Consider the following 18,112-nt stretch of genomic DNA (forward strand, 5'->3'; position numbering starts at 1 on the left):
AGCAGCGTGGCCGGGGACGCAACCGGCCGGCACGTCGCCGTGGTCGACCTCGGCTACGGCGACGCCGGCAAGGGCACCGTCGTCGACTGGCTGTGCGCGAGCCGGCCGGTCGACGCGATCATCCGGTTCAACGGGGGCGGGCAGGCGGCACACAACGTCGTCCTGCCCGACGGCCGGAGCCACACCTTCGCCCAGTTCGGCGCCGGCACCTTCCACGGCGTACCGACACACCTGTCCCGGTTCGTGGTCGTCGACCCGCTGGCGTTGGCCGGCGAGGCGACGCACCTGGCCGGGATCGGGGTGCCCGACGCGCTGGACCAGGTGACCGTCGACCGGGAGGCGCTGCTGGCCACCCCGTACCACCGGGCCGCGAACCAGGCCCGGGAGATCGCCCGGGGGGCCGACCGGCACGGCTCCTGCGGGATGGGGGTGGGCGAGAGCATGTCGTACGCTCTCGCCCACCCCGACACCGCGCCCCGGGTCGGCGACTGCCTCGACGAAGGCCTGCTGCGGCACCGGCTGAGGCTGCTGCGCGACCGGCTCACCGCCGAACTGGGGCCGCTGTACGCCCCACCGGTGGCGGACACTGTCACCGCGTTCACCGCCTTCGCGCGGCGGGTGTCGATCGTCGACCGGTCATGGACGACCCGCCTGCTGCGCGCCGGAACCGTCGTCTTCGAAGGCGCCCAGGGGGTGCTTCTCGACGAGTGGCACGGGTTTTACCCGTACACCACGTGGAGCACCACGACGTACGGCAACGTCGACACGCTGCTGGCCGAGGCCGGGATGCCCGGTACGGCGACCCGGCTCGGGGTGCTGCGGGTGGTCACCCCCCGGCACGGGCCCGGCCCGCTGGTCACCGAGGACCCGACGCTGCGGCCGCCGGAGCGGCACAACGGCACCAACGCCTGGCAGGGGCGGTTCCGGTTCGGCCACTTCGACGCCGTCGCCCACCGGTACGCCCTCGACGTCACCGGCGACCTCGAGGCCCTCGCGCTGACCCACCTGGACCTGGTCGGCGCGCACCGGCTGCGGCTGTGCGACGGCTACGACTGGGCCGACCGGCTGCCGGTCGGCCCGCCCGGCGACCTGGACCGGCAGGCAGCGCTGACCGCGAAGCTGCTGGCCAGCCGACCCCGGTACGCCGCCGACCCGGAGCCCGACCCGGACTCCTGGGTGGCGGCGGTCGAGGCGGCGCTCGGTGTGCCGGTCTGGCTGACCTCGCACGGCCCCACCGCCACCGATAAGGCCGTCCTGTCGCGTTACCGCAGGTCGACCGAGACGGAGCCGAAGTACGGCACGGCCACCGGGGTGGCGCTGTCGAAGTCGGTGCCGCCGTACCAGCGGGTCCCTTCGGGGCACTGACATTCGATCTTGATCTGCTGACCGCCGGTGATGTACTCCTGCACCACCCACTTCCATCTGCCTTGGCCGAAGTCGTCGAAGCCCATCACGTCCCTGGTGACCGCGTTGTAGAAGATCACCCGACCCGGCAGACCCGGCCCTTCGTCGCGGACCACCACCCGCACGAAACCCCGCGTCTGACTCGTGGGCCAGAACTGGTACGGCTCGGCCGGGCCACCGATCACCGCCGGCACGGTCTCGGCCCGCAGCCGGTTGCCGACCTTTCCGCTCCACTGTGCTGGTTCGCGGTCCAACCGGAACAACACCGGCCACTCGTACGGACCGACCCAGTCGATGTCGAAGGTGCCGTCGGCACCGACCGGCACGGACCACATCTTCGTGGCGCGGGGATCCAGCAGGATCTGATTCACCCGCTTGGTCTCACCTGCGGCGAGGGTGACCCGACGTGCCTCTTGCTGGCGACCGGTGCCGCCGCCCGGGCCGACCCACTGGGCACCGTACGGGCTGTCCGGTTTGGGCAGCGCGAACAGGTTGTACTGCCCGGGTTCCGGCACCTCGACCGTCACCCGTCCGCCGCCGCCGCTGCGCATCGAGCAGGCGTTGGGCAGGCGGAACGTGAGCACCGGCAGCGCCAGCACACAGACGCCCTTGACCGGTTCCCCGGTGGTCCGGTCGAACACCCGGGTGGTGATGGCACTGCCGCTGCCGGTGCCGGCCCCGGAGGCCGGCGCGGCCGCCGCGCCACTGGCCATCACCGCTGCCAGTGCCATCCCGGCCGCAGCCGACACCAGCCACCGAGTGTTGCCGGAGGAGATGCTCGACCCAGTGGCCGGACACCACTGCGCACTGCTTGTCATTGCTCACCTGCCGATCTTTCCGGAACACAAAGTAATGACATGCCTACTATTCGCCTGCGTGATAGTCGGGGAAGCTGGGCAGGACGGCCGGTGTGTCGACGAGTGTCCGTCACCCAGGTGTCACCCACCGGCATGTGGGTAGGTCCGGAGAGGTCCGGTTCTCCGCACAAAGACCGCTCAGGGAATCTCACCATGCCGACCGCCTTCCGTCTGCGCCAACAGCCCACCCCCGTCCCGGCCGGCCGTGACCGGCCCCGCTGGTACGGACCCGGCCTGCTGTGGATGGTGTCGTCAGTGGGTTCCGGCTCGGTGCTGTTCACCCCCCGGATCGGCGCGCGGTACGGCTACGAACTGCTGTGGCTGGCGCTGATCGTGACCGTCTTCATGTGGATCATGATCCGGGAGGCCGGCCGGTACAGCGTTGCCACCGGCCGCACCCTGCTCGACGGCTTCCGCGACGTACCGGGGCCGGCCAACTGGGCGATCTGGGTGATCTTCGTGCCGCAGATCGTCGCCGGGGTGGTCACCATCGCCGGTATCGCCGCCCTGGTCGGCAGCGCGCTCATGGTGGCGCTGCCCGGCGGACAGGCGGTCTACGCCAGCGCCGTCATCCTCGGCTCCGGGGCACTGGTGCTGGCCGGCCGCTACCAGGGCGTGGAACGGATCACCGCCGTGATGGCCCTGGTCCTGGTCGGCGCAGCCATCACCGCGGCGGCCAGCACGGTCAGCGGCGACATCGTGACGGGCCTGGTGCCGGGCGTGCCGGACGACCTCGACCTGTACTTCGTGCTGCCCTGGGTCGGATTCATCCTGGCCGGCGCCGTCGGCATCATGTGGTTCTCCTACTGGGTGGCGGCGCGTGGCTTCGGCGGGCCGACGGGCCCGTCCTCGTCAACGGATCAGACTGATGCCGGGGCCCGCGACGATGTGCCTTCAAACGGGCAGGTCGGCGGCGACGAGCGGATCGAGCGGGTACGCGGCTGGACCCGGACGATGAGCCGGACCGCCGCGCTCGGCGTCGCCGGCGGTGGACTGGTCATCGTCTCCTTCCTGGTGCTGGGCGCCGAACTGCTCGCCCCGCAGGGGCGGGTACCCGACGGGGTCGACGTCGCCCGCGACCTGACCGCGCTGCTCGGCGACCTGTGGGGCACCTTCGGTGAGGTGCTGCTGCTGACCTGTGTGGTGGTTGCTCTCTGGGGCACCATCTTCGCCAACCAGGACGGCTGGGCGCGCACGTACGCCGACGCCACCAGACTGATCACCGCCGGCCGATCCGACGACGAACCGGCTGATGACGGCGAACAGACCGGCAGGCTGGCCCGCCTGAGCCGCCACCCACGGGCGGTCTACCTGACCTATGTCGCGGTCGCCATGACTCTCGCCCCGCTGGTGCTGTTCCTGCTGGTCCGCAACCCGGTCGAGATCCTGTCGGTCGGCGGTATCATCGCCGCCGCGCACACCCCCGTCGTGGTCGGCCTCACCATGTACGTCAACCGCCGGCTCCCCGCACCGGTACGGCCGTCGTGGACCAGCCAGGTGGCGCTCGGCACCGCCGGGGTGTTCTTCGGCGCCTTCGCCGTCGTCTACCTGCTGAGCCTGGTCGGAGTCCGGATCGGTTGACCCGGTCCGGCACCGACTCACAGGATCAGGTTCAACCAGTCCCGGTGACGGACCCGCACCGAGGCGGCCATGGCGAAGTCCGAACCGCCGTACCAGCGGTCGCCACCCGTACAGCGGCACCGGATCTTGACGTGCTGCCCGCCGCTGACCCGCAAAAATCCCCAGGTGGCGCCGTCGCCGATCGCCACCGACCCGACATGCTCGCCGGATCCGGAGTTGTACAGGACCAGTTGCCGGCCGGCGCTCGTCGGCTCGTCGAGGATGTGAACGGTCAACTCGCCGCCGTGCCGCAGCCGGTAGGTCGCCGGGTCCGGGGTGCCGACGACCGCCGGGACGAGGTCGACCTGGGCACGACCGGCGACACCGACCACACCGCCGACGATCTCCCCCCTTTCTGTGCACCATGTACCCGGTGATGGTGGCCCGCAGGTCGAGCATGACCGCCGGCACGGACTTGGTCTCGCCGGCCGCCACAGTGATCCGGCGGGCCCCGGACTGGACCCGGGTGCCGCCGTCCGGTCCAACCCACTGCGCGCCGTACGGGCTGCCCGGAGCCGGCAACGCGAAGAGGTGGTAGGAGCCGGGCCCTGGTACATCGATGGACACCCGACCGGTACGGCCGCTGTTCGGCCGGCACTGCGCTGGAATGCTGAACACCCGGACCGGGGTCGCGAACACGCATACGCCAGCCACCCGGGCACCAGTGTTGCGGTCGCGCACCCACGTATCGATCCTGGCGGTCTCGGCACTGGCCGGGGCGGCTGCCGTCATGGACACCTGTCAACCTCATCGACCTGCCAGGGGCGGCTCCGCTCGTTATATCGCCACTACGCTTAGACTTCGGTCATGCGCCGTTCGTGTCGTCCTCGCTCCGGAGATGGGCCCCGATCTCGGGCTCATGGTCGCCCCCAGCTCCGCAAGGCCATCCCACCGGCTGCTGCCGAAACATGATCGCTTTCCGCCCGAGAGCGACGGAATGCGCATCGACCACGCGGACCGCTTCCGCCCACCGGGCAGCCCAGCAATCACCATCAGCTATGGATCTATGACGCCCAGCTCATCCTTGACGGAGGTACGCGGCGGCGAGGCCGGCCAGCGCGGCGACGATCCCGCCGATCGCGCTCACCGCAGCCGATCGCCCGGGACCACCCGCCACGAGCATGATGACGACGATCGCCATGACGCCGAACAGGCCCATACCAAGTGTCCGATTGACGACAGCGACCCGGCGAAGGCCAGGTCGACCTTGATCCGATTGATCCATTGTCTTCGCTCCTCACCCACCGTCCGGCGCCATCACCGCCGCCCTTCCAGGACAGCAGCGACCAGGTAGCGCCGACACGCCCCGTTACCGGATACGCAAGCGCTTTGCACGCGCTGGCACGTCCGTTGCACAGTGGAGGCAATACCGAGCGTGACCATGGGTGGGAGACTGCGATGAGCGGCGACCGCCGGTGGGCTGGCCTTCCCGAGACGCGTCGGGCGGCGGCAGCCGGCGACTACGGCAACCTGATCCGGCTGGCCCGCACGGCCGCCCGGCTGACCCTCGCGGAGGCCGGACGACGCTGCGGCTACTCCGCGGCGAGCCTGTCGCGGATAGAACGCGGCCGCCAGCGCCTGACCGACGTGTCCGCCCTACGACGGCTCGCCGACGTGTTCGACATTCCACCGGAGCTGTTCGGCTTGACCAACTCTGGCACATCGGCCAGCCACCACGGGTCCACTTCGATCGTTAGGCTTCCCGGTAGCCGATCCTGGCCTGAGACGGGAGAGGACGTGATCCGACGGCGCGCGGTACTGAGCGGTCTGGCGGGGCTCGCCGGTGCGGCGATCCCCACGGGCCCAGGCTCTGCCGGCCACGCCACTGCCCGCCCGCCGCAGCTGGCGGCCGGACTGTCGGGCCTGCTCCTCGGCGCGGAGCCGAGCACCACCCCACCTGTCGGCCCGGTCGAGCTGCGCGCCACGCTGGCCGCCGCGTCGGCGGACCTTCAGGCGTGTCGGTACGCGCGACTCGCCACCCGCCTACCGCAGCTGGTCACCGGCGCGGCGACGGTCACCGCGAACGCCGCCGATGACCGACGATGTGCGGCCACCGCCCTGGCGACCCGGGCGTACCACCTCACCGCACAGGTGCTGATCAAGCTGCACGAGGACGGCATGTCCTGGTCGATCATGGACCGGGCTGGTCAGACGGCGCGAGCCTGCGGGGACCCGCTGCTGCAGGCCGAACATGCCCGGATCACCGCGATCGTGCTCCGCCGGACCCTACACCGCGACACCGCCCAGAAGGTCGTGCTCACCGGCGCGGCGACGCTCGACACCGCCACCGAGCTGCGGCAACGCGATGACGTCACCGCGTACGGGCGGCTGCTCGCCACCGCCGCCTACACGGCCGCACTCGGCGACCGGCGGGACACCGCACTGGATCTGCTCGCCGAGGCGGACGAGGCCGCCCGGCGAGCGGATCTGAAGCCCGCCTTCGGCAGCGTCGACGTCGCGTTGTACCGGATCGGAGTCTGCCGAGCGCTGGGTGACTTCGGCGCGGCGGTCGAATGCGCCCGCACCATCACCCCGCAGCAGTTGGGCACCGTGGAGCGTCGGGCCCGCTACTGGCAGGACACCGCGCTGGCGTTGCACGGCCGAGGCGCGAACATCGAGGCGTACCGGGCGTTGCTCGCCGCCGAGCAGACCGCGCCGCAGGAGGTCCGCTACCGGCCGTGGGCTCAGCGGTTGACCGTCGACCTGCTGGCGAGCGACCGCCACCGGTCCCTTCCGGACCTGCGCGCCTTCGCCACCCGCATCGGGGCTGACGCATAATCCGATCCGCCCGAGCAAACGTCCCACCGTAGTGTCGCGTCGATGACGCGCAGTGGATCAACAACAGCTGTTGCCGTAACCCAGCGGTCGACGCGGCACCATCCAGGTCGAACCGGTAGTGCAGGTCCGCTGAGCCATCCGGGAAGTTCCCCGCCAGATGCTGCACCACGTCGACACGGGCGTCTCCAATGCGGTGAGCGCTGACAAAATCCGTGGTGTAGGTGTACTCGCGAACCCCATTGATCAGCCATGACGCCGGCGCCGCTGGTGAACAGTTCGTTGGCGTACCGGCCACCGGGTAGCCCGGTGCGTTCCGTGGGCGGGAAGGCCGCGTGCAGCTCGTCCATGGCCAGGCTGGACCAGTCGACGGAGTCCTCGACCCGGACCTGTGCACTGCTGGCGGCCACGGTCCGGGCGGAAACGGAACGCAGTTCGACGTCGAGTGTCACGGCGTCGGGTCGCAGCAGCTGGCGCAGCGACACCACCGCTGCCCGCATACGGTCGTGTGCGGCCTCGATCCGGTGCAGGTGACTCGCCAGGAGCTCGGCGCGTTGATACGGATCGTCGGTCGCGATGAAGTCGGTGCCGGCACCGCGCCGGCCGCGCCGGCTTCTCACTGCTACGGGTCGGTCCCGTTGCCGGCGCGCGGGGCTTCCCGCACCCCGGGGTGGGTCAACGACCGCTTGTAGACGGCGATCGCCACCATCCGGCCGTCGCGTCCACCGCCGACGATCCCAGGTGCAGCGTCTCACCGACCCGCAGCGGCTGGTCAGACATCGTCGTCGTCCTTCCCGTGCGGGTAGCCGTCCGGCATCAGCCCGGACAGCTGCAGCACCGCCCGCACCCGGCGGGCCTTGCCCGGGTCCTACCGGTCGAGGATGACCAGCGACCGCAGCAACGGCCGGCACGGCGCGGCGACGTCACAGGTGCGGCATTCGCCGAGCCGCGCCGACGGCAGATGCTCGGCGATGTCCAGCCGCGCCTGGCGCACCGCCTGCGCCACGACGGTGTCACCGGGGTCAAGCGCGGCGTCGATCGCACTGGCCGGGGCGGGGTCGACCGCGCGGGCGGAGGTCAGCCGGCACGTCCCGCCGATCCCGTCATTCCTGTGCATCACCAGGATCCTCCTTGGATAGCCGAACGAGTTGCGACATCCCACCCTGGACTCCGATTCGCAGTTGGCGGAACCCGACCGGTGACCCCGTGCACGCCGGGAGTCCCATGACGCGAACCTCGACCACCACGAGGGAATCCGAGGGATGCGAAAGCCTTGCAGCGGCAAGAGTTAATCTGATAGAAGCCCGAAGATCAATTCCTCAGCCTGATCTGGCAGTTATCCACAGGACCAAGATCCATGCTGGACGCCTCTGCATTCGTCAAGGAAGATAGTTGGCGACTTCAATCAACGGGGACGCCTTTCGGCGATGCCTCCGCCGCGTGGGCACGAGGGAATCCGAGGGATGCGAGGGGCTTGTGAGCGGCAGCGAGTATCTGATATCGGAGTTACGGCGGGTGCGCGAGTCGATGGGCCTCACCCAGGAGTCCTGGGGTGAGCGCGTCCACTTCTCGGCAAAGCACGTCGGCTCGATCGAGCGCGGCGAACGCCCCGCCCTGCCCAACTACCTGGGCATGGTCGACAAGGTGTTCGGCACCGCCTTCATGAAATTCTACCGCGAGTTCGTCATCGGCGAACACGCCCCGATCTGGTTCAAGCCCTTCATCGAGTACGAGCAGCGGGCGAGCCTGCTCCGAGCCTTCCAACCCTTGGTCGTACCCAGTCTGTTGCAAACTGAGCCATATGCACGAGCGGTGCTCACCACCTACGGCATCCACGGCGAGAAACTGGAGACAGCGATCTCCACTCGAATCGAACGACAGGAAATCCTGAGACGCGAGTCGAACCCGTGTCATCTTGCTGCGGTGATCGATGAGGCGTTGCTTCATCGTGGCGTCGGCGGGCCGGAGGTGATGCACCAGCAGCTCACCGCGCTCGCCGAGGCCGCCGAACGCCCCAACGTCCAGATTCACCTGGTCCCGCTGTCGACCGGTGCCTACCCCGGCGTCGATGGCGGATTCATTTTTGCCACCGTGGACGGTCGAGCGGTCGGCTACGTGGAAGGCCACCTACGCGGCAAGGTGGTCGAAGCCCCAGACGACACCGCAGAGCTTGAGCAGACCTGGGAAGCGATCCGGGGGTACGCTCTGCCGAGCCATCAGAGCCTAGAACTGATCATGAGGACGGCTGAAAAATGGACATGACCGGCGCGCGCTGGCACAAGAGCACGCACAGCGACACTCAGGGCTGTGTCGAGGTGGCCGAGAATCTTCCTGGTCGGGTGTTCGTCCGGGACACCAAGGACCGCGATGGCGGCACCCTCGACTTCGCCCCGGCTGCCTGGCGGTCGTTCATCGCCAACATCACCGTCACCCGCTGATCACCGGCCAGCCGGAAGCTGACCGGCCCGGCTGCCACGCACCGCAGCCTCGGTCCGGTCCGGTCCGTGATGAGGACCGGACCGAGGGCTGATCCGTACCCGCCAGCGGGTCTCACACGTTCATCAGCAGCAGCATCGTCGCCATGCCTGCGCTCATGACGCCGTAGCTGAGCAGATGCAGCCGATGGCCGGACGTCGTCACGGCGCGGTAGAGCCACCACAGCGCCCCGGCCGTGCTCAGGGCCACGAAGACGACGTTCGTCATGTCCGCCCACGCCGGAGTCGGCGTGGGCGTCGCCCCGGCGGCGGCCACCCCGTGCGCGTGCCCGGAGCCGCCGCCGATCCCCATCTCCGACATCAGGGTCGGCATCGCGGTGAGCATCCAGATCATCGCCAGGTTCTGCGTGACGTGGCCCAGCACGTCGACGCGCTCCGGCCTGCCACGCGCCCGCCCGTACCCGGGCAGCAACGCGAGCACCAGGATGCCGAAGATCGCGACCTGCGCCCAGGCGACCGGGCCGTGCACCATCAGCCAGGCCATCAGGATCATCGCGGCGCTCATCACACAGTGATTGATGTCTATCAGCTCCGCGTCGGAGAACGCCTGGTCGCGTGGCACGCCACGGCGACGGATGACCAGGTCACCGACACAGACGAGCCCTGTCAGCAGGAAAACGATCGTCAGGACGGGAACCCAGGGTGTCTCCAGCACGACTCTAGCTAGTACCACAGGTTCCACCGACGAACAACGTGACGATCAGGAAGGGCCAGCCGATGACCACCGTAGAAGCCGAGACACCGCCTCCCGGGGAGACGCCGCCCGAGGATGCGCCCTCGTCCCCGGCCCGGCCGCGGAAGACGAACTGGTTCGCCGCGTTCTGGCGCTGGCACTTCTACGGGTCAGTCCTCGTCATACCCGTACTCTTCTGCCTCGCCGTCAGTGGTATGACCTACATGTTCCGGGCAGAGGTGGACTCCCTCGCCCACCCCGGGGTACTGCAGGTGCCGGTGGCCGACGGCGCGCAACGGGCCGAGCTGTCCGCCCAGGAAGCGGCCGTCCGCGCGGATTTCCCGGACCGTCCCATCCTGTCCGTGCAGGACGGCACCGGCGACCGGGCGACCCTGTTCGTCGTCGGGCTCGACGACGGCAGCAGCACCAACATCTACGTCGACCCCTACACCGCCACCGTCACCGGCGAACTCAGCCAGGACCAGCTCATCTCCACCTGGGCCGAACGCGTCCACGGCGACCTGCTCATCGGCGACGGTGGCTTCGGCGACCGCATCGTCGAACTCGGTGCCTCCTGGGCGATCGTGCTGACGATCACCGGGTTCATCATCTTCTTCCTCGGCCGCCGTGCGCGCAGTGGCGCCGAAGCCAAGGGCAACCGCGGTGCCCGGCTCCGCAGCTACCACGCCCTCGTCGGGCTCCCCGTCGGCCTCGGCATCCTGCTGCTGGTCGTCTCCGGGCTGCCCTGGACCGGTGTGTGGGGTGCTCAGGCCCAGCAGATCGCCGTCAACTCCGGCTCCGGGCTGTGGGGCGCGGACCCCGGTGCCGAGTCCACCATCCGACAGCAGATCGAGGACAGCGATGGTCAGTCCGCACCCGCCGGGTGGGCCTCCGGCAACGCCCCGCAGGGCAGCAGCACCGGCGGCGGCACCCCGATCTCGATCGACCGGGCGGTCGACGCGGCCCAGACGCTGGGTGCCCCCGGGCCGTACCTCATCCTGTACCCGGAGGGCGAGACCGGGGTGTTCAGCGTGATGAGCAGCCAGTGGTACGACGTCGGTAACCCCGCCGAGTCCGACGTGACCCAGGAGACGACGATCCACGTCGACCAGTACAGCGGCGACGTGGTAGGCCAGTACGGCTACGACGACTACAGCGCGATGGCGAAGGTGGTCTCGCAGGGCATCGCCCTGCACGAAGGGCGCCGCCTCGGCACCTTCAACACGATCATGTCCACGCTGTTCTGCCTCGCCGTGATCTTCATGTGCGTCACCGGACCAATGATGTGGTGGACCCGTCGGGCCACGGCCTCCGGCCTCGCCGCACCGCGTGCGAAACTCCCCGTCTGGGGCAGCTGGGTACTGCTCGCCTCCATGGTCGTACTCGGCGTCTTCCTGCCCCTGTTCGGCCTGTCCCTGCTGGTCGTCCTGGCGCTGGACCAGTTCCTCATCCGCCGGGTGCCCGCGCTGAAGTCCTTCTTCGGCACGGTCTGAGCCGAACCGGCACCCCTCAGATCGATCCGGCGCCCCAGCTGGTGCGGCTCCGGTGGCCGTGACCCGGGTACGGGTCACGGCCACCGGGGCCTGGGGAGTGAGAAAACGCTAGTCGGCGGCGACCAGCCGGTAGGCGTTGATCACCGTCTGGGTGAACGTGTTGCCCTTGCGGTCCTCGGCACCGAACCGCAGCGACACGTAACCTTCGCTGTCCGGATGCTGGACCGTGGCCACCCAGCTGCGGCCGTCGGCACGCACCGGAGCCGGCAGCCAGGTGGTGCCGTCGTCGTAGGAGACCTCGACCGACAACGCGTCCAGGTTGACCGTGACCCCGGTCTGCCGGCGCACCGTCACCGGAATGTCGACCTGGTCGCCGGCCGGGGCGGCGCCGGCCTCGTCGACCGGCGGCGCCGGCCGGGCCACCATGACGGGCAGCCGCCGCCACTGGTCACCGTTGACCCGCCCAGACTGGAACGTCCAGACCAGGCTCACCTCGGTGGCCAGGTCACCGACGTCACGGGTTGCCGACGTCTCCAGCCGGTAGTCGGCCTGTGCAGGCGGTACGACGAAATAGCCGAAGCCGCCGGTCTCCCACTCCTCGACCAACTCGCCCGCACGGTAGAGCGCGGTGCGCTCAGTCAGTGCGACCGAACCGCCGGCGTGCCCGGCGGCGTCACCGAACAGTGGCACCTCCACCAGGATCTCGTCGCCGAGTCGGCTGGCCCAACCGGTCGGCGACGACGTCGCCGGCATCGCCGGGCCGAACGGCGGCAGGTTCCAGATGTCGGTGCGTCGGCCACCGGCGGGGTAGGCGCGCGCCGGTGCGTAGAGGAACGACACCGGTTCCAGCCAGTCGTCCTCCACCGAGTAGTTGGAGAAGTACAGGTCGGAGAACCAGGCCACCCGGTCGGTGCTGAACCACTCGATCCGTTCGCCTGGAACGCGCACCTCGGTCAGCTCGGTGAACGCGCCCAGTTTCGGGTCGTCGAACTCGGCGACGAGCAGCCGGTCGGAGACGTCACCGGTCGGGATGCCCCGGAAGTCCTGCCGCACCCTGGCCAGGTCACCCGCGGCGTAGTCGCGCTGGTACCCGGTGGGCAGCCGGCCGTCGAAGACCTCACTCAGCGCGTAGGCGAACGGGCTGTTCGCGTACCCGCCGTCGGGGTCCGGCTTGAACCACTGGTGGGAGATGGATGAGCCGAACGCAGGCGCCGGGTCGTCGCCGCCGAGCTGCTTCGACGACACCCCGTCGAATCCGGGGTACGCGGCACCGACGCCCGCCGGACCGCCGACGGTGTCGAAGCCGACGGTCACGTCGACGATCGCGGCGCGGGCGGCCGGTTGCGGCACGGTGGCCCGCACCGGTGCGGCCTGCCGGGCGTCCAGGGTGACAGTGGCCTCCGCAGCGACGGTGAGGCGCGGCTGGGCGAGGACGGCACTGCTGGTCGGCTCGCCCTCCTCGTCGAATTCATCGATCGTGGCGAACAGACCGTACTCGCCCTTGGGTAGTCGGGTCACCACGGTGCCGTCCTCGTGGTACGGGAAGTCGAAGTACGAGTTGTTCAGACCGACCAGTGCGGTCCAGTACGACTGGGCTGGTCCGCCGTCGACGTCGATGTGCGACACGGTCACGTCGTAGCTCTCGACCTCGCGGTGCACCCCGACGGGGGTGACGACGCGGATCTGCCCGCCGGTGGCGACCAGTTGGCCGCTGTAGTAGCCGTCGGCGGCGGCGACACTGGTGTCGGCGGTGGCGTCGACGCTGGCCGTACCGCCGGCGGGCACCTCGACCTGCGCGGCGCTGGTGGTGAACATGCCGGCCGGCACCGACGCGCCCGCGGGTCCGGTGATCTCCCAGGCCAGGTCGAGGGTGACCGGCTCGGTGCCGTTGTTGCGGTAGGTCACGGTCCGGCTGATCGGCTCGTCGTCCTGGTGCGGCCAGAGGGCGCGGCCGTAGGAGATGCTGGCCGGTGCGGCGGTCACTGTCTGGGTGACGGCGCGGGCCACGTCGACCAGGCCGGCGCCCTGCTGGTACGCACCGGTGCCGGGGTGCGGCGCGGCGGACCCCATCAGGGCGGACTTGAACTGCTGCGCGGTCCACCCCTGCTGCTGTTGGGCGAGCAGCGCGACGGCGCCGGTGACGTGCGGCGCCGACATCGAGGTGCCCGGCGCGGAGACATAGTGCTCGTCGATCGGGACGTCGAGGGTGGTGCCCTCGGCGCGGGCGGCGACGATGTCGACACCGGGTGCGGTGATGTCGGGTTTGACGGCGTCGTCGCCGACCCGCGGGCCTCGGCTGGAGAAGTCGGCCAGCGAGCCGTCGCGGTCGACCGCGCCGACGGTCAGTGCCGCGTCGGCGCTGCCGGGTGACCCGACGGTACGGTCGGCGCCGGCGTTGCCGGCGGAGATGACGAACAGGGTGCCGGTCTGCTCGGTGAGGGTGTTGACCGCCTCCTCGAGGGGGTCGATCTCGGGTCCGTCGCCGCCGCCGATGCTGATGTTGACCACCGGGACCTGTTTGTCCACGGCGAACCAGTGCATCGCGTCGATCATCGCCGAGTCGTCGCACCAGGCCGCCGGGCAGACCTTCGCGGAGATGATCTTCGCGGCTGGGGCGACACCTTGGTACTTGCCGCCGGAGGCGGTGCCGCTGCCGGCGATGATCGAAGCGACGTGGGTGCCGTGGCCGGTAGTGTCGCCCTCCTCCGGCCCGTCGGTGAAGTTACGCGTCTCGATGACGACGTCGGCCAGGTCGGGGTGTCCGGTGTCGACGCCGCTGTCCATGACGCCGACGGTGACGCCGGCGCCGGTGAACCCGGCCCGGTGAGCGGCGGGTGCGCCGATCTGTGCGACGCTGCGGTCCAGCAGCATCTGCCGTTTGCCGTCCAGCCAGATCCGCTGGATACCGGTGTCGGTGCCACGGGCGGCCGGGCCGCCGGACACCATGGACCACAGATCGCCGATAGTGGCTTTGTCGGCGGTCACCGCCGCACCGTCGATCGCCGGCAGGTCACGCTGCACGTCGAGGCCATCGACGGCGAGCACGGCGGTGCCACGGGCGGCGACGTCGCCCCGCGCGGTGGTGACGATCAGCGGCAGGGTGTCCCGCGCGGCGTCGTGGTAGCCCCACTCGATCAACTTGGTGACGTTGAACAGTCGGCTGTCCAGTGTGCCGCGTTGGACCAGCTCGGCGGCGTCGCGTGGGACGACGTGCAGCTCCCCGTCGATCCGGTAGGTGCGGAACTGCATGCCGTCGCGACCCTCGCCCGGGCGCAGTGCAGCGGCGCCGGTACCGGTGACGGTGACCTGGTCGCCGGTGAGCAGGGTGACCGTGGCGCGCTGACCGGCCGGCGCCTGTCCGGCAGAGGTCCGACTGGCGCTGTCTCCGTCCGTCGGCGTGGCCCGGCCAGGTTGCCCCGGCCCGATCACGAGTACGGCGGCCAGTCCGGCCGCCACGAGTCTTCTCGAACGTGTCACCAATACCTCCCCATTGGACGTCTGTCAGGACGTCGGGCAGATGCGAAACGTCAGCGTTACACACCAGACCTTCAGGGCAACAGGCCTAAGGATGGCTTTCTGGGTCAATCCCGGGCAATCAGCCCGTTGGGCAACGGATCTGCGGTCACCCGGTCTGCCCGGCACCGGTTCCGGTGCGATCTGCGTTCCGGCACGACCTGCGTTCCGGCACGGACCCCGCCACAGCCGCTGAGGCTGACGTCAGCGACAACGAACCCTGGTTCTCGCAGGTCCGGCCGGGCTTGCGCGGGGTCACCGAAGCGACGATGATCGGCGGACCAGATCCGGCCCGACAAGTGACGGGCGGGTTCGACAGCCCACGTCCTGATTTGAGATCATCGATTCTCGTGGAGACCGCTCAAGACCGCCTGTCCGCCCCCCGGCCCCCGCTGTGGCGGTTCCTGCGGCACGAATGGACCTTGGCCGTGCTCGGCGGACTGCTCCTCGCGGTGGTGCTGACCTGGCCCACCCTGCGACATCCCGCCAGCACCATCCCCGGCGACATCGCCGACCCCACCCTGCAGGCCTGGCAGGTGGCCTGGGGCGGGCACGCGCTGTCGACCGACCCGACCGGGCTCTGGCACTCCAACACGTTCTTCCCCGAGCGCTACACCTACGCGTACAGCGACACACTCCTCGGCTACGCACCGGCCGGGATGATCGGCTCCGGCTTCGAAGCCGCGCTGATCCGCTACAACATCCTGTACGTGCTGCTGTACGCGTTGGCGTTCATCGGCGCGTACGCCCTGATCCGACAGCTCGGCGCGGGCCGGATCGGCGCGGCGGTGGCCGGGGTCGCGTGGGCCTTCGCCCCCTGGCGGCTGGCCCACTCCGGGCACATGAACATCCTCTCCACCGGTGGAATCGCGCTGTGTCTGGCGATGCTCGCCCGTGGCCACGGCTGGTCGTTGCGGCACGGCTACCGCCCCGAACGGCGCAGACCGGGCTGGGCCCTCGCCGGCTGGCTGGTCGCCGCCTGGCAGATCAGCCTCGGCTTCGGCATCGGACTGCCGCTGGTCTACTTCCTGCTCGCCGCCGGGATCGTCGCCGCCGGCGGCTACGGGATCTCCTGGTGGCGACACCGCCGCCGCCCGCCGTTCGGCCGACGGCTACTCGTCGCCGACGCCGTCGGCGGGGTGATCTTCGGCGCGGTCACCCTCGCGATCGCGGCGGCCTACTTCCACGTCGTCGAGCTCAACCCGCAGGCGGAGCGGAGCCTGGCCTGGACCGAGATGTTCTCCCCGCCGGTGGTCGGCCTGATCACCGCACCCGCCGAGTCCTGGCTGTGGGGAGAACGGCACGCCGGCACCCGGGAGCAGATCTTCTGGCCGCCGGAGATGACGCTGCTGCCCGGGGTGACGCTGATCGCCCTGGCCGCCGCCGGCCTGGTCGTCTCGTCGTTTCGGATTCGGCACCGGGTGGCGCTCACCGCCGGAGTCATCGGCACGGCGCTGCTCGCTCTCGGCGCCACGCTCGGCGGCGACGGCGACCCCGGCTACCTGACACTGTCCAAGCACCTGCCGGGCTGGGACGCGCTGCGTACCCCGGGGCGGATGATGATCTGGACCAGCCTGCTCCTCGCGGTGCTGGCCGCCGGGGCGCTCACCGCCGCGGCCACGGCGCTGCGCCGGGCCGCCGCCGGATGGCCGCGGTGGTCCCGGCAGGCCGCCGGTGCCGTCCTGGCGATCCCGCTGGCGCTGGTGGTGGTCGAGGGAATGAACCGCACCGCCCATCCGCAGGTGCCCACCCCACCGGCCGCCTGGGGCCAGCTCACCGGGCCGGTACTGGTGCTGCCCAGCGACGCCGGCGCGTTCGAGTTGAACGTGATGCTGTGGACCACCGAGGGAGACTTCCCGCAGGTCGCCAACGGTCTGGCCGGTTTCGTCCCGGCCGGCCAGGAGCAGACCCGGGCGGTCACCGCGTTCTTCCCCGACCCGGCGAGCGTCGGATACCTGCGCGACCTGGGGGTGCGTACGGTGCTGGTGATGCCGGACCGGCTGATCGGCACACCGTGGGACGGGGTCGCCCAACGTCCGGTCGACGGGTTGGGCATCACCCGTGAGGAGATCGACGGTGCCCTCGTCTACCGACTCAACTGACCCTTCCGGTCCGGCCGGCCCGCCGGCCGAACCACCCGCGCCGGCCAGTCGGCCGCTGCGACTGTCGGTCGTGGTGCCCTGCTTCAACGAGGACGCCTCGCTGACCCGGCTGCACACGGCGGTGACCGCCGCGGTGACCGCGCTCGACGACGTCGAGATCGAGTACGTCTTCGTCGACGACGGCAGCACCGACGGCACCTTGGCCGAGCTGCGCCGGCTGGCGGCGGCCGACCCGGCCGTCCGGTATCTCGCGCTGAGCCGCAACTTCGGCAAGGAGTCGGCGATGCTCGCCGGGTTGGACCGGGCCAGCGGGGACGCCGTCATCGTGATGGACGCCGACCTGCAACACCCTCCACGCCTGCTGCCCGATATGGTCGCCCTGTACCGGCAGGGGTACGACCAGGTCATCGCGTGCCGCGACCGACGGGGTGACCGGTTCGTCCGTACCGTCGCGTCGCGGACGTTCTACCGGCTGATGAACCGCTGGGTGGACGTGCAACTGCTCGACGGTGCGGGCGACTTCCGGCTGCTGTCCCGCCGGGCGGTCGACGCGCTGCGGGCCATGCCCGAGTACAACAGGTTCTCCAAAGGCCTCTACTCGTGGATCGGGTTCAACACGGTGGTGTTCGCGTACCCGAACGAGGCCCGCGCCGACGGTGGCAGCCGCTGGAGTTTCCGGTCCCTGTTGAACTACGCGTTCGACGGGCTGCTGTCGTTCAACGACCGGCCGCTGCGGTCGGCGATCTACGCCGGCATGGGGCTCACGTTCATCGCCGTGGCGTATGCGGCCTGGGTGGTCGCGGCGGCGCTGATCCGGGGGATCGACGCCCCCGGCTACACCACGATCATCGTCAGCGTCATCGGTCTCGGCGGTATCCAGATGATGATCCTCGGCGTGATCGGCGAGTACATCGGCCGGATCTACTACGAGACGAAGCGCCGACCCCGTTACCTGGTCATGGAGTCCGACGGGGCCGGTGGTACGCCGCAGGTGCCGACACCTCGGCGGGAGACGGCTGTCCCCGGCCCGGCGGCCGACCCGGAATGATCCGGCGGGCGGGGTCGTTGTGCATGGTCGCGCCACGCAATCCGGCCCGCGGCAGCCCGGCTCAGGCCGCCGGCCACCAGGCCCAGGCCCGTAGCCGGTAGGCACCGGCCGGGCGGCCCGGCGGGTGGGCCC

The 18,112-nt window shown here is 70.3% G+C and carries 14 protein-coding genes; 8 read left to right on the forward strand and 6 right to left on the reverse strand.

Going from position 1 to position 18,112, the window contains the following annotated elements; all coding sequences use genetic code 11:
• Positions 1-6: 6 nt before the first annotated feature.
• The gene (locus ACFHWU_RS20125) at positions 7-1,365 is read left to right on the forward strand and encodes an adenylosuccinate synthetase (protein ID WP_416591275.1); all 1,359 of its coding nucleotides are present in this window, start codon (positions 7-9) and stop codon (positions 1,363-1,365) included.
• Here the strand turns inward: ACFHWU_RS20125 and ACFHWU_RS20130 are convergent.
• Entirely contained in the window at positions 1,263-2,222 is a 960-nt protein-coding gene (locus ACFHWU_RS20130) for a hypothetical protein (RefSeq protein ID WP_416591276.1), read from the reverse strand. The two genes, ACFHWU_RS20125 and ACFHWU_RS20130, sit on opposite strands and share 103 nt — an antisense overlap.
• A 192-nt stretch (positions 2,223-2,414) precedes the next feature.
• Here ACFHWU_RS20130 and ACFHWU_RS20135 point away from each other — a divergent pair, with 192 nt between their 5' ends.
• Positions 2,415-3,842 (forward strand): Nramp family divalent metal transporter, encoded by a 1,428-nt coding sequence (locus tag ACFHWU_RS20135; RefSeq protein ID WP_416591277.1) that lies wholly within the window; start codon positions 2,415-2,417, stop codon positions 3,840-3,842.
• Between the two features lie 17 nt (positions 3,843-3,859).
• Here ACFHWU_RS20135 and ACFHWU_RS20140 read toward each other — a convergent pair whose 3' ends face one another.
• Together ACFHWU_RS20140 and ACFHWU_RS20145 are read right to left on the reverse strand one after the other, a co-directional pair.
• The gene (locus tag ACFHWU_RS20140) at positions 3,860-4,213 is read right to left on the reverse strand and encodes a hypothetical protein (protein ID WP_416591278.1); all 354 of its coding nucleotides are present in this window, start codon (positions 4,211-4,213) and stop codon (positions 3,860-3,862) included.
• 686 nt (positions 4,214-4,899) lie between these two features.
• Positions 4,900-5,040 carry a hypothetical protein gene (locus ACFHWU_RS20145; protein WP_416568839.1) on the reverse strand — a complete coding sequence of 47 codons (141 nt, stop codon included), beginning with the start codon at positions 5,038-5,040 and terminating at the stop codon, positions 4,900-4,902.
• 239 nt (positions 5,041-5,279) lie between these two features.
• Here ACFHWU_RS20145 and ACFHWU_RS20150 point away from each other — a divergent pair, with 239 nt between their 5' ends.
• The gene (locus ACFHWU_RS20150) at positions 5,280-6,659 is read left to right on the forward strand and encodes a helix-turn-helix domain-containing protein (protein WP_416591279.1); all 1,380 of its coding nucleotides are present in this window, start codon (positions 5,280-5,282) and stop codon (positions 6,657-6,659) included.
• An 865-nt stretch (positions 6,660-7,524) separates the two neighbouring features.
• On the opposite strand, the gene ACFHWU_RS20155 is transcribed toward ACFHWU_RS20150, so the two are convergent.
• The gene (locus tag ACFHWU_RS20155) at positions 7,525-7,776 is read right to left on the reverse strand and encodes a hypothetical protein (protein WP_416591280.1); all 252 of its coding nucleotides are present in this window, start codon (positions 7,774-7,776) and stop codon (positions 7,525-7,527) included.
• A gap of 395 nt (positions 7,777-8,171) precedes the next feature.
• On the opposite strand from ACFHWU_RS20155, the gene ACFHWU_RS20160 reads away from it, so the two are divergent.
• Together ACFHWU_RS20160 and ACFHWU_RS20165 are read left to right on the forward strand one after the other, a co-directional pair.
• Complete coding sequence (locus ACFHWU_RS20160; RefSeq protein ID WP_416591281.1) at positions 8,172-8,918, forward strand: helix-turn-helix domain-containing protein; 747 nt, start codon at positions 8,172-8,174, stop codon at positions 8,916-8,918.
• On the forward strand, positions 8,915-9,094 hold the full coding sequence (locus ACFHWU_RS20165; protein ID WP_416568848.1) for a DUF397 domain-containing protein: 180 nt from the start codon (positions 8,915-8,917) through the stop codon (positions 9,092-9,094). The genes ACFHWU_RS20160 and ACFHWU_RS20165 overlap by 4 nt, the downstream gene beginning before the upstream one ends.
• A 112-nt stretch (positions 9,095-9,206) precedes the next feature.
• On the opposite strand, the gene ACFHWU_RS20170 is transcribed toward ACFHWU_RS20165, so the two are convergent.
• Positions 9,207-9,806, reverse strand: coding sequence for a DUF5134 domain-containing protein (locus ACFHWU_RS20170; RefSeq protein WP_416591282.1), 600 nt, complete (start codon positions 9,804-9,806; stop codon positions 9,207-9,209).
• Positions 9,807-9,868: 62 nt separating this feature from the next.
• Between ACFHWU_RS20170 and ACFHWU_RS20175 the strand changes: the two genes are divergently transcribed.
• Positions 9,869-11,317: a PepSY-associated TM helix domain-containing protein gene (locus ACFHWU_RS20175; protein WP_416591283.1), complete on the forward strand. Its 1,449-nt coding sequence runs from the start codon at positions 9,869-9,871 to the stop codon at positions 11,315-11,317.
• A gap of 108 nt (positions 11,318-11,425) precedes the next feature.
• Here the strand turns inward: ACFHWU_RS20175 and ACFHWU_RS20180 are convergent, their stop codons facing one another.
• Entirely contained in the window at positions 11,426-14,794 is a 3,369-nt protein-coding gene (locus ACFHWU_RS20180) for a S8 family serine peptidase (RefSeq protein WP_416591284.1), read from the reverse strand.
• A 305-nt stretch (positions 14,795-15,099) separates the two neighbouring features.
• Here ACFHWU_RS20180 and ACFHWU_RS20185 point away from each other — a divergent pair, with 305 nt between their 5' ends.
• Together ACFHWU_RS20185 and ACFHWU_RS20190 are read left to right on the forward strand one after the other, a co-directional pair.
• Positions 15,100-16,932 carry a hypothetical protein gene (locus ACFHWU_RS20185; protein WP_416591285.1) on the forward strand — a complete coding sequence of 611 codons (1,833 nt, stop codon included), beginning with the start codon at positions 15,100-15,102 and terminating at the stop codon, positions 16,930-16,932.
• A 55-nt stretch (positions 16,933-16,987) separates the two neighbouring features.
• Entirely contained in the window at positions 16,988-17,980 is a 993-nt protein-coding gene (locus ACFHWU_RS20190) for a glycosyltransferase family 2 protein (RefSeq protein WP_416556433.1), read from the forward strand.
• The last annotated feature ends 132 nt before the right edge of the window (positions 17,981-18,112 follow it).

Origin of the sequence: Micromonospora sp. LOL_015 (assembly GCF_048060275.1) — a bacterium.
Classification (GTDB): Bacteria; Actinomycetota; Actinomycetes; order Mycobacteriales; family Micromonosporaceae; genus Micromonospora_E.